Source organism: Nostoc sp., from assembly GCF_036917155.1.
Taxonomy (GTDB): Bacteria; Cyanobacteriota; Cyanobacteriia; order Cyanobacteriales; family Nostocaceae; genus Nostoc.
Map to the genome: position 1 here is coordinate 31,601 of NZ_JBALDZ010000205.1, position 13,363 is coordinate 44,963.

A 13,363-nucleotide genomic window follows, 5' to 3' on the forward strand; every position below is an offset into this window, starting at 1 on the left:
ATGGTTAATCCTTTTCCCCTCTTGACGTGGATATTTGTTGGATATATAAAATACTTGTCTCCAGAATAACTCCTAAAGATTTAGTCAATAAAAAAAATTTTTGCTCATCTTCACGATCAAAAGGTATATCACCAATTTTATTGAGGATTTGAGCTACAGCGAATACCTCCTGCTGAGAATTAAATATTGGTAAACATAGAATATTTTTTGTCCTAAAACCAGTTTCCAGATCAATTTTGCGATTAAATCTAGGATCGGTGTAAGGATCGGGAATATTAACACTTCTTCCTGTTGATGCTACATATCCAGCAATTCCGGTATTAAAAGGAATTCTGATACTAATTAATTCTTGGTTTAAACCTATAGCATTTTTAGACCAAAGTTCTTGGCGTTCGCAATCTACAATAAAAAATGTTACTTGTTCTGCCTTGAGAACTTGAGCAATTTTAAGCGATATAACCTTAATAATCCTATCTATTTTATTGTTAAAAGAACGGTCTTTGAATAGATTGACTGTTTGTAATAACTGTTTAAACTCTCGATTTAATTTGTTCAGAAAGTCGGCAAATTTTTCAGTATTTAAGCTTGCAATTATGCTACTAATTTGATTAGTTTCAATATCATTAATTGCTGAGAAAAAATTACTGATGTCGAGTAATAGTTCTCCCTTAGAAACGGATAAACGACCATCTTCTAAACTAATAATGCGATCGGCAATATCAAGAATACGATTATCGTGAGTTACTAAAATCACAGTACATCCTCGCTGTTTCGCTAATCTTTGTATGATATCAACAACATCACGCCCAGTATTTTTATCCAAGGATGCTGTTGGTTCATCTGCTAGAACTATTTTGGGTTCTGTGACTAACGCTCTGGCGATCGCAACTCTTTGTTTTTGTCCTCCAGAAAGTTGATTTGGATTTCGATACATTTGTTGTCCCAATCCAACTTCTTCTAAAATTATTTCTGCTTTTCGGCGAATTTCTTTTTTAGAAAGCTCTTTATTTAGTAATAGAGAGGTTTCCACATTTTGAACAGCATTTAAAAAAGGGACTAGATTATGATCTTGGAAAATATAACCAAGTTGACGACGTAGTTGTAAAAGTTTTTGATTGCTCGCTTTGAATATCTCTGTACCTAAAATTTTAATACTTCCTTGTTGAATAGAACGTAATCCTGCTATCAATGTTAGCAAAGTTGTTTTACCTGAACCTGACGGGCCAGACAGAATAACTATTTCTCCTGATTTAACTGTCAGATTTATGTCGAATAAAGTCTGCTTGCGTAATGAACCCTTACCATAATAGTGGTTAATATTATGCATCTCGATAACATAATTAAGTTCCATTTTATAATTCTTTAGCTACTAAATAATTCATTGAAATAATTCTGCTGGATCTGCATCTTTCAGTTTAAAAATGCTCATAAGTGCTGCAAAAATACACATAAATATTGTTAAAGATATGACTGTAAGAATTTTCTCAATCGTTAATATCATTGGCAAACGAGTATTATATTGAATATATTTATATAAGCCTAAGCTGACTACTAATCCAGGGATATAACCGATGATAGACATCAAAAATGATTCTTGTAAAACTAAAGCTATTATATAAAAATTTGTATATCCAATCGCTTTAAATGTTGCATATATAGATATGTAATCCGAAATTTGGGTGAAAATAATTTGGTAGACTATTACTGCTCCAAAGATAAAACCAACTAATGATAAAATATTGAATATTATACCTATGGGAGTTGCCTTTTGCCAATACAATTTTTCCAGTTTTATGAACTCTGCCTTAGTTATTACTTTAACTTGGTAAGATAGTTTTTGATTAATTTTGTCAATCATCTCTTCTGGAGATGCTCCTGGTGTTATGGTTATCAAACCTAAATGTACTTTTTCTATAGGTCTGTTAAAAATATTGGCATAATTTAAGTCGCTAGTAATTAATAATCCATCAGCAGAAAACACTCCTCCCCCAATAGAAAAAAAACCACCAATTTTAATTTGGTTATCTAATAATTCAGTGACAACTGAGCCTGGTTTTTTCAGAGCTTTAAATTTATCTACAATTTCACCATATTCAGGACGAGAAAGGCGGTCGAATAAAAAAGTTTCATCGTTTCTAATAACTGATATTTGCTGATTAACTTCAGTCAAATTAAAAGTAGGTTTATCAGGATTAAAAGCAACAACGCCTATATTTTTTTTAGTCTTTAAATCAGGATTTTTAAACCCGGCAAAAGCCACATAAAAAGGATTGACAGAAACTATACCATTAATGGCTGACAGACTATAAATAATCCGGCGAGGAAATGGATTGGTATGGATTGTCCAAAAGGACTGAAAATCAGCAGAAAGAATAACTAAATCAGCTTGGAGAGTTTTATGTATAGTGACAGAATCTTCAAAAAGTGCATCTTTTAATCCTGTAGTCGTAAACATCAAAGCTACAGAAAAAGCCACACCGATAATACTGATTATTAAGCGAGACTTTTTATGATTTAACTGGAGCCAAGCTAAAGAAATTGGTGGAAACATTAAACCTATATAGGAATCCTGTTTGATTCCTGAATTTACTTGCGTGGATAGGGAACAGGGAATAGAAAAAAGGGATGAATACGTAGTGAGTCTTATTCAAAAATTAAATAAGAGTCTTAATATATTAAGAATTCGTATCAATTTTTACTTCCACTTGTAAATTAATTAAATGAGCAATTTTATCTGTATAATCTGAATTTATTTTAATTTTAACCTCAAATATTCTAGCGTCCATATCTAAAGTAGGATCGTTGTTAAAAACAGCTTTTTTGCCAACTTGTAAGCCAATTTGTTCTACTTGACCCTGTAATTCAAATGGTAAAGATTTACTAGAGATAGCAGCAATTTGGCCTGGCTTAATTTGCCCAATATCAGTTTCATAAACTTCTGCAACCACATACATTTCTTGAGTCTGACCGAAGTCAACAATTCCATCACTACCAATACTTTCTCCTGGCCAAGTGTGAATTTTCAGAATTTGTCCTGGAAAAGGTGCTTTGACATAAGCTAAATCAAGTTCTGATTGAGCTTGCTTCACTTCAACGATCGCTTGCTTCAATTGCGAGGAAGCAACTTCTATATCTACAGGACGAACTTCCTGAAGCTGGTCAAGAATAGCTTGAGCTTGGGCAATCTTTTGCGGAAAAGTTGACAAAATTTGTTTCATTGTGGATTCTGCTTCATTAATTTCCTGCGGCAAAGTTGTCACAATTTGCTCTTGATTGGCTTTTGCTTCTTTCAGCTGTTGCAGAGCCGTTTTGGCTTCTAAACATTTACTATCACGAGTAGCATTACTGGTAGCCCCATCTTTAAATAGATTTTCATAACGTTGACAATCAATTTCTGCTTGATTTGAATTTGCTTTTAAACGCATAATCGCTGCTGTGTCAACATCTTTTTGTTTCAGTAATTGAATTTTCAAACGAGCAATTTTAGTTTTTTGGGTAGCGATTTGACCTTGGAACTCAGCTTTTAAGCTAGCAATTGCTGCCTTTTGAGCAGCGATTTCCCCTTTTTTGGCTGTTCCAGCTAGCACTTGATTAAGTTGCGATCGCACAACTTGAACTTTTTGCTCTGCTGCCTTTAACACTGCTTGCTGTTTATCAAAAATATCTAGAATGGCAATGATTTGTCCAAGCTTTACTTGCTCTTGTTCTTTAACTAAAATCCGCATTACCCTACCGCTATAAAGATAGGATGGTCCAGTTAATTTGATAACTGCATTCTTTGGTTCGATTCGTCCGAGCGCTGTCACACTTTTCTGTGATGTTTTTGTGCCTGAGACATTTGCTAGGGTACTCTCTCTTCCATTTGTGGTTGGGGTATTTAATCGCTTGAATATAAAAAAAATAAGACTAGCTAAAATTAGTGTAGAGATCAAAGTAATAGTTACTGTGGATTTGGAATTGATTAACTTCATTAAGACTGACCATCGGACTACTTTAAATAAATTCGATCTTCAATAATTAATACATCCATGCCTGTTGTCATAAAAACAGCGATCGCATCTTCCACACTATGAACGATCGGTTTTCCCATCACATTGAAACTTGTGTTCAGAATTAGTGGAATTCCTGTTAGTTGAAAAAAAGCTGAGATCAGATCGTAGAACCTGGGAGTCCAATCTCGCTTAACCGTTTGAAGCCGACCTGTACCATCAACGTGAACTACACCTGGAACTTTTTCTGCTGCTTGGGGATGAAAGCGTAAAGCACGCTCCATATACGGAGTTTCTTGATAATTCTCGAAATATTCAGCACCGTATTCATGCAAAATAGCTGGAGCAAATGGGCGAAATTCCTCCCGATATTTCACTTCTATATTCAGCCGTAATTTAATATCAGGCAACCTGGGATCGGCAAGAATCGAACGGTTTCCTAAAGCTCTAGGGCCAAATTCTGCCCTGCCTTGCATCCAGCCAATAATCTTACCCTCGGCCAAAAATTGTGCCGCCTTTTGAGAGACTGTTTCGCCACATTCCAACGGAACTTTTTTAAGTCGGCTATATTGCTCTAAGTTACTCAAGGTTTTCATTGATATTGTTGAACCCAGGTAAGGTGATTGGAGCTTTGCAGGTTTTTTATTCTGGGGAGGGTGATCGCTATAGTAAGCAAGTAGAGCCGCACCAACGGCATTACCGTCATCTCCGGGCGCAGAAAAAACATAACAACTCTTAAACTCAGGCACTAATTCTAGTACCTGACCATTAAAAGCTGAATTGAGCGCACATCCACCAGATAGGACAAGACGATCAGATGGACAAATCTCATAAGCACTTTTGAGTAAATCTGTCATTAATTCCGAGAAAACAAGTTGACCTGTATAGGCAAGATCGGCAGCATCGTAGGGATTATCCCAACGCTTTAATATGTAATGATTTAATGTTGATTCATATTGTTGAATTAGTTGTTTATTCTTGTATATAAATCCCCCATCTTTTACTTCCATTAGCCCTTTGAGTGAATCATAGAGAGTCTGATTTAGCTTGCCGTAGGGTGCTAACCCCATTACTTTCCATTCTTCCCCTTTGATAGAATCGAATCCACAAGCGTTACAAAGTTTAGCAAAAAAGATTCCTAAACTGGGTATGGAAGGCTTTATCCTTGGAATCGGCTTGAGAGTGCCGCGATCGTAATGGAATATAGCAGTGGATGAACCTTCACCATAGCCATCGGCAATCACACACAATGCTTCCTCAAAAGGGCTACTGTAACAAGCTGCCGCAGCATGGGTCAGATGATGATCGAATGCCTTACGAGTCACCTGCAAACGAGAATTAATTTGAGGATTTATTTGATTTTTTAATAAAAACACAAATTCTGTATTTAAGCCTAGATTTTTGGCAGTACCAGAAATTAACAATTGTGAAAATGGAGCAGGTAGAGGTGTTTCACTAGATAATAAACCTAACAAAAATTGAATAACTGGATTTTGGAACAACGAATTAAAGTAAAAGAATTCCGCTTTTCGGAGAGTTGATGGCTGCCACGTACTTGCTAAAATTAAATCGGCATCTTTTTCACAATAGGTGTTAAGCAACTCACTCATTCGGATCAGATCGTCTGGAGGGCTATACCATGCCCGTTTATTTTGCAGGTATCTTTCCGCAGCTTCGGCGAATACTACCTCTCCATTAGAGTTAACAATTGCCAAAGCTGGATCGTGGCAACTACACGATAACCCAATATAGTTTCTAGGCATATAAATTTGCTTATACAGGAATCCGATTTGATTACGAACTTATTTGCGTAGTAACGGAACAGGGAACAGGCTTGCCGTGACTTGTGCCGAGCATCTCGACTTCACTCGATGGAACCGGAGCCGAGGTAGCGTAGCCGAACGGGAACAGGGAACAGATATGTAATGAGTTTTTTAAAAAATCAAATACGAATTTTATAAATTCAATGTATTCGCAGGTGCTTGAAAAGTCGCAGAGGTTGTCAAAAAGTCTTTCCAACATACTCTGTGAATAAACTTTCCTACCGAAGTATTACAAAAATTTACTGATTTTATAAATAAATAGAGTCAAATATTTCGATATATTTCTAAATATTACATTTAAGAAAAGTTTCTACTGATAAATAGAAAAGCACAATATAACAAGGTTTGTATCTTAGGTTACTAAGAACACACTTGTAACGAGCTATATGACAGTAGGAATTGTGTTTTTGAGATGTAGTCAAAAAGCTTTTGTAGGCCAAAACATTCATCCAGAAAAAACAGATATCCTAGTTAGCTTCAACCAAACAAGGTTAATGCGAATAAATAGGCTCGCTGCTACTTTAATGGTCGCCCGGTAAACAGAGTCAATGGCTTTTATTTCAGATGGCTTAAGCAGTTCTGGGCGTAAATCTTCTACTTTAGTTGATTTATTACGCTACAGAGCAGACGATCGCCCTAACCAAACAGCCTACACTTTTCTAGTGGATGGGGAAGCTGAAGAAGTTAGTATTACATATCAAGAGTTAGATATAAAAGCACGGGCGATCGCGCAAGTGCTAATTTGTCATTTTGCAGACAAATTAAAATCCCTTGGGACTACTAGAGAGCGGGTTTTGCTGCTGTATCCACCAGGATGGGAATTTATCGCCGCATTTTTTGGGTGTTTGTATGCAGGAGTCATCGCTATCCCCGCTTATCCACCCCGGCGCAACCAACACCTAACTCGGTTAAAAGCTATTATCCAAGATGCCCAAGTATCTCTAGCCCTTACCACTAGATCGATTGCGGCTAACTGGGAAAGCTACCAAGCAGAACTCAAACCATTAAATTTACACTACTTAGTTACTGATAATATCTCTAACAATCTTGCTGATGATTGGGTTCCTCCCCAAATCAAAAGTGAATCACTAGCATTTCTGCAATATACTTCTGGTTCTACAGGCTCACCAAAAGGAGTGATGGTGAGTCATGGGAATTTGCTCTACAACGAAGAAATGATTAAGAGAGCAACCCAACATACAGAAAAAAGCATAATTCTAGGTTGGTTGCCACTCTATCACGACTTGGGACTGATTGGGAACGTACTCCAGCCATTATATGTAGGTGTACCTGGCATTCTCATGTCACCTGTCGCATTCTTAGAGAAACCCGTTCGTTGGCTCTTGGCAATTTCCCGCTACAAAGCAACCACTAGCGGCGCTCCTAATTTTGCTTACGATCTATGTGTTAACAAAATTACTCCCCAACAGAGAGAAAACCTGGATTTGAGTAGTTGGGAAGTGGCTTTTAATGGTGCTGAACCCATCCGTGCAGAAACACTAGACCGATTTGGCCAAACTTTTGCGCCTTATGGGTTTCGCCCTGAAGCATTTTACCCTTGCTATGGTATGGCAGAAACAACTTTATTGGTTTCTGGGGGTCTGAAAAATGCTGCTCCGTTTGTCGTTACTATTGATACGACTGAATTAGCAAAAAATACTGTAAAAATTACCAATGAGGCAGAAAAAGCCAAAAAAATTGTTAGTTGTGGTCAGAGTTGGTTAGAGGAAAAAATAGCGATCGCTAACCCGGAAACTTTAACCTTGTATCCACCTGGCAAAGTTGGAGAAATTTGGGTGGCTGGACAAAATGTCGCTGGGGGCTATTGGGATCGACCTGAAGAAACAGAAAAAATTTTCCATGCTTATACAGCAGATACTAATGAAGGGCCATTTCTGCGAACCGGGGATTTAGGATTTTTGCAGGACGGGGAATTATTTGTCACAGGTCGGATTAAAGATATCATCATCATCCTGGGACGCAACCATTATCCTCAAGATATCGAACAGACAATTGAGCAAAGTCATCCAGCATTACGACCAACTTGTGGGGCAGCATTTTCAGTTGAAATTAACAGTGAAGAAAAGTTAGTTCTTGTTCAAGAAATAGAACGAACTTATCTCCGTAAACTCAATCAAAATGAAGTTATCGGTGCAATTCGTCAAGCCGTATCTGAGCAACACGATCTACAGGTTCATGCAGTTTTGCTGTTAAAAACAGGCAGCATTCCCAAAACTTCTAGTGGTAAAATTCAGCGTAGTGCTTGCCAGTTGGCATTTCTAAATCACAGCTTAGATGTTGTAGCAGAATGGAACAGTCCCGTTCCAATACCTCCCCTGTTCCCTGTTCCCTGTTCCCTGTTCCCTTTAAAACATTACAACCAAAAAGATATCGAAGCTTGGTTAATTTTAAAAGTTGCAGAGCAACTAAAAATTGCTCCTGAACAAATTGATATTCAGCAACCCTTAGCTTACTACGGTCTGAGTTCATTAGTAGCTGTAAGCATTGCCAGTGAGTTACAAGAATTGTTGGAGCGACAACTTTCTCCTACTTTATTGTATGATTACCCCAGCATTGAAACCCTCGCTCAACATTTAGCAATTGGAACTGCTACTTCTCCCTGTTCCCCGTTTCCTGTTCCCCGTTCCCTTCCTATTAACACCAATGCCATAGCTATTATTGGTATGGGTTGCCGTTTTCCGAAAGCCGAAAACCCCGAAGCTTTTTGGGAGTTACTACATCAGGGAATTGATGCTATTTCCGAAGTTCCGCGATCGCGTTGGAATGCCAGTAACTCCCAAGTCCGTTGGGGTGGTTTTCTGGAACAAGTTGATCGCTTCGATCCGCAATTTTTTGGGATTTCTCCACGAGAAGCCGAGAGCATTGACCCCCAACAACGGCTACTACTAGAAGTAACGTGGGAAGCCCTAGAAAACGCATCTCAAGCACCAGAGCGACTTGCAGGAAGTCATACAGGGGTATTCATTGGCATCAGCAATAACGATTATTCCCAGTTACTAGCAAATTATGCAGATGGCAATACCTATTCTGCAACTGGTAATGCTTTAAGTATTGCCGCTAACCGGATTTCCTATCTATTAGATTTGCACGGGCCTAGCTGGGCAGTAGACACAGCTTGTTCATCATCATTAGTAGCTGTTCATCAAGCTTGCCAAAGTTTAAATCAAGGGGAATGCCAGATGGCGATCGCTGGAGGAGTAAATTTAATCTTGACTCCCCAATTGGCGATCGCATTTGCTCAGGCAAACATGATGGCTAAAGATGGTCGTTGCAAAACCTTCGATGCGAAAGCTGATGGTTATGTTCGGGGGGAAGGCTGCGGAATCGTCATTCTCAAACGCCTTGATGATGCGCTGCGAGATGGAGACAATATCCTGGCCACGATCCGAGGTTCAGCAGTTAACCAAGATGGTCGTAGCAATGGCATCACCGCACCTAATGGACTTGCTCAACAAGCAGTCATCCAGCAAGCTTTAGCTAACGCAGGAGTTTTGCCATCACAAATTAGCTATGTAGAAGCTCATGGCACAGGGACATCCTTGGGAGATCCCATAGAGGTTAATGCTTTAAAAGCAGCGCTGATGTTAGAGCGATGTCCTGCGGACGGCTACGCTACGCCAGATCGGGACTGTTGGCTGGGATCGGTGAAAACTAATATTGGACATCTAGAAGCTGCGGCGGGAATTGCTGGTTTAATCAAGGTGGTATTGTGCTTGCAGCACCAGGAAATTCCACCCCATCTGCATCTGGATCAGATTAATCACCTGATTTCCCTAGCAGAAACACCCTTATCAATTCCGCTCCAGCCTCAACAATGGTTGGAAGAGAAGCAGCCACGTTTCGCCGGTGTATCTTCATTCGGCTTCGGCGGTACGAATGCCCATGTAATTTTAGCAGCACCACCATTAAAGGAGCAGAGGAGCAGGGGAGCAGGGGAGCAGGGGAGCAGAGGAGCAGAGGAGCAGGGGAGGAGTGACAATGGTATTTCCCCTCCGCCCCTCCGCCCCTCCGCCCCTCTGCCTCTCTACCCCTCTGCCCCCCATCCCCTCTGCCCCCCTGCCTCTTCTGAGCGTCCCCTTCATCTATTCACCCTCTCAGCCAAAAATGAACAAGCTTTGCGGGAACTGATAGAAAGTTATCAAGTATTTCTCTTCTCAAATTTCCAGATATCCCTGGCAGATATTTGCTTTACAGCTAACAGTGGGCGATCGCATTTCGACTACCGTTTAGCTGTTATTGCTGAATCTATCGAACAGTTACAAGAAAAACTAAAAACGACCGAATTTGTAAACATCAAAGTACACAGTAAAAAGTCAGACAAAATAGCTTTTCTCTTCACAGGACAAGGCTCTCAGTATATTGGTATGGGGCGCGAACTTTACGAAACCCAGCCAACTTTCCGCCAAACTCTCGATCGCTGCGATGAAATTCTGCGCCCCTATTTAGCAAAATCCCTACTCAGCGTCCTTTATTCTTCTCCAGATGAAACTTCTCTATTAGATCAAACCGCTTATTCCCAACCAGCTTTATTTGCCTTGGAATATTCCTTAGCCCAGTTATGGCGATCGTGGGGCATTATTCCAGATGTAGTTATGGGGCATAGCGTGGGTGAGTATGTCGCTGCTTGTGTAGCTGGTGTTTTCAGTTTAGAAGCTGGTTTGCAGTTGATTGCTCATAGATCCCGCCTGATGCAAGCATTACCTGATACTGGAGAGATGGTTGCAGTGTTGGCTGATGAGAAATTAGTTCACACAGTTATTCAACCTTACTTAGAAGAGGTGGCAATTGCTGCTGTTAACAGCCCGAATAATACTGTTATTTCTGGAAATACCTCAGCCATCAGAGCAATATCTACCAAACTACACACACAAGGCATTGAGACTAGAAAGTTAAACGTTTCTCATGCCTTTCACTCCCCCTTAATGTCACCGATGTTGGCGGAGTTTGCACTCTTAGCCGCAGAGGTTAACTACTCACTACCAAGCATCAAGTTAATTTCCAACCTCACAGGTATTTTCGCCACTGAAGAAATCCAAACTGCTGATTATTGGGTAAATCATATCTCTCAACCCGTCAGATTTGCCCAGAGCATGAACACTCTGCATCAACAGGGTTATGAAGTGTTTGTGGAAATAGGAGCCAAGCCCATTTTACTAGGGATGGGACGAGAGTGCCTACCAGCAGGAGTGGGAGTTTGGCTGCCTAGTCTGCGTTCAGGGCGATCGGACTGGCAACAGATGCTCGCCAGTTTAGCCGAACTTTATCTTCAGGGTGTAAAAGTAGACTGGCATGGCTTCGAGAGAGACTATTCGCAACGACGGAAAGTAGCTTTGCCGACTTATCCTTTTCAACGGCAAAGGTTTTGGTTGGGTTCAGTTTCTGTGCCAGCGACCCAAAATCAGCTTATTCACCCGCTCCTGGGTCGAAGACTGCGTTCCGCATCGAAAGACATTCAGTTTGAATCTCAACTGAGTGCTACTTCTCCAAACTACCTGGGCGACCATCGCGTTTTTAGCCAGCCGCTTTTCCCCGCCACAGCCTATTTAGAAATGGCCTTGGCTGCTGGTGCTACTCTGTTTCAAACCCATCGGTTGATGCTTGAGGATGTGGTAATTCTACAAGGGTTGGTGCTGCCAGAAACAGATTTTAAAACATTGCAAACCATCCTCACTCCCTTAGAAAATGACGCTTATCTATTTCAGATTTTTAGTCTACAGTCTGAAGAAAATCCTGAATGGCTGCTGCACGCTCAGGGGAAAATCTGCCGATCCACTGTCGATGTTACTAGATACATAAATATTGAAAATTGTCAAGCAAATTGTGATCGATCGCTAGCAGTCGATCGCTTTTATGAAAATTTTCACCAGCGAGGGATTGATTATGGTGCTAGCTTCCGAGCCATCCAAGGTTTAGGTTGGGATGGTCAGCAAGCTTTGGGCACAATTGAATTATCAGCAGAACAATTTGTAGAAGCAACCGATTATCAAATACATCCGGTGCTATTAGATGCCAGCCTGCAAGTTATTGCTGCCTCTGAAAATGAACAAAGTGCAGAGCAAAAAACTTATCTTCCAGTCGGCATCGAGCGCTTGCAGGTTTTCCATCGTCCTAGTCAGCGCCTCTGGGCAATGGGATCGCTTACTTCAGAACAAACTGGTCAAGTCACCCTGTTTAGTGCTGAAGGAGAAACCATTGCGACTGTAGAAGGTTTGCGAGTCAAACTCGCAACTCCACCGTTCCCTGTTCCCTGTTCCCTGTTCCCTTTAAAAGAGGATATTACAGATTGGCTCTATCAAGTGGAATGGCGAGTCAGAGCCAGATTTGGCCAATGGCGATCGCTTAATTTATTGCTGACTCCAGCATCTATTCAACAAAAACTGCAACTTAGCATCCCTCAATTAACAGCTAAAAGTAACTGGGAGGATTATGGTAACTTCCTCAACCAGCTAGAGAACCTGAGCATTGAATTTGTACTGCAAGCCTTTGAGGAGATGGGCTGGCTATGGCATCTGGGCGATAACTTTTCTACCGAAGCGATCGCCAAACGGTTAGGAGTCGTTTCGCAGCATCGGTTACTTTTACAACGCCTGTTGCAAATGCTCGCTGAAGTTGAAGTTCTACAGTTAGTTGGAGAACGATGGCAAGTCATCCGCATCCCTGAAAAAGTCACTCTTCAAAAAGCGGTCGCCACATTACGCGATCGCTTCCCTGATACTGATGCAGAACTGACATTGATGGAACGCTGTGCCTCTCAACTAAGTGCCGTACTGCGAGGCGCTATCGATCCGGTGCAATTGGTGTTTCCAGGTGGAGATACGACAGCAGCGACTCGATTTTATCAGGATTCGCCTGGGGCAAAAGTCATGAATGGTTTGGTGGCAGAGGCGATCGCGATCGCTCTAGAACAGCTACCTGGCGTTCGAGGAGTGCGGCTGTTAGAAATTGGTGCAGGTACGGGAGGCACAACCCACTATATTCTGCCGCAGCTTCATCCCGCACAAACCGAGTACGTGTTTACAGATATAGGGGCATTATTTACCAGTCAAGCCCAAGAGAAGTTTCGAGATTATCCTTTTATCCGCTATCAAAAGCTCGACATCGAGCAGTCGCCATCTGAGCAAGGATTTGCCTCTCATCAATATGATGTCGTCATTGCTGCCAACGTCCTACACGCGACAACATCCCTTCGCCAAACCTTAGAACATATACGGCAGTTGTTGGCCCCAGGAGGTCAGTTAGTTTTGTTGGAAGGCACTCGCCGCCAGCGATGGGTAGATTTAATCTTCGGACTTTTGGAAGGGTGGTGGAAATTTCAAGATTTTGATATCCGCCCCGACTATCCTTTAATCAGTGCCGAACAGTGGCAACAATTGCTTGCTGAAAGTGGTTTTTCGCAGGTAGCAGTCATTGTTAAAGGGAATAGGGAACAGGGAATAGGGAATAGGGAACAGGGAATAGGGAATAGGGAACAGGGAATAGGGAATAGGGAACAGGGAATAGGGAATAGGGAACAGGGAATAGGGAATAGGG

At 41.0% G+C, this 13,363-nt stretch carries 5 protein-coding genes and 1 pseudogene; 1 reads left to right on the forward strand and 5 read right to left on the reverse strand.

Features of this window, described 5'->3' with window-relative positions; genetic code table 11:
- Nucleotides 1-4 precede the first annotated feature (4 nt).
- The 5 genes and pseudogenes from V7K67_RS26330 to V7K67_RS26350 form a co-directional block, all read right to left on the reverse strand.
- A complete protein-coding gene (locus tag V7K67_RS26330; RefSeq protein ID WP_335169042.1) occupies nucleotides 5-706 on the reverse strand; it encodes a GAF domain-containing protein in 702 nt (233 codons plus the stop codon).
- Nucleotides 680-1,351: pseudogene (locus V7K67_RS26335) on the reverse strand (ATP-binding cassette domain-containing protein); the annotation flags it as partial. The gene V7K67_RS26330 and the pseudogene V7K67_RS26335, both read right to left, overlap by 27 nt.
- A gap of 27 nt (nucleotides 1,352-1,378) precedes the next feature.
- The gene (gene devC / locus V7K67_RS26340) at nucleotides 1,379-2,551 is read right to left on the reverse strand and encodes an ABC transporter permease DevC (RefSeq protein ID WP_334731228.1); all 1,173 of its coding nucleotides are present in this window, start codon (nucleotides 2,549-2,551) and stop codon (nucleotides 1,379-1,381) included.
- Nucleotides 2,552-2,675: 124 nt separating this feature from the next.
- Nucleotides 2,676-3,971 (reverse strand): ABC exporter membrane fusion protein, encoded by a 1,296-nt coding sequence (locus V7K67_RS26345; protein ID WP_335169038.1) that lies wholly within the window; start codon nucleotides 3,969-3,971, stop codon nucleotides 2,676-2,678.
- A gap of 17 nt (nucleotides 3,972-3,988) precedes the next feature.
- Nucleotides 3,989-5,752, reverse strand: coding sequence for a carbamoyltransferase family protein (locus V7K67_RS26350; protein ID WP_334731226.1), 1,764 nt, complete (start codon nucleotides 5,750-5,752; stop codon nucleotides 3,989-3,991).
- 608 nt (nucleotides 5,753-6,360) lie between these two features.
- On the opposite strand from V7K67_RS26350, the gene V7K67_RS26355 reads away from it, so the two are divergent.
- Nucleotides 6,361-13,363: beta-ketoacyl synthase N-terminal-like domain-containing protein (locus tag V7K67_RS26355; protein WP_335169040.1), on the forward strand; the 7,003-nt coding region annotated here is incomplete at its 3' end.

What these genes read in the sequence shown, in the direction of transcription:
- V7K67_RS26345 (WP_335169038.1), bottom strand. Translation starts at nt 3,971, where the DNA reads ATGAAGTTAATCAATTCCAAATCCACAGTAACTATTACTTTGATCTCT.
- V7K67_RS26350 (WP_334731226.1), bottom strand. Translation starts at nt 5,752, where the DNA reads ATGCCTAGAAACTATATTGGGTTATCGTGTAGTTGCCACGATCCAGCT.
- devC (WP_334731228.1), bottom strand. Translation starts at nt 2,551, where the DNA reads ATGTTTCCACCAATTTCTTTAGCTTGGCTCCAGTTAAATCATAAAAAG.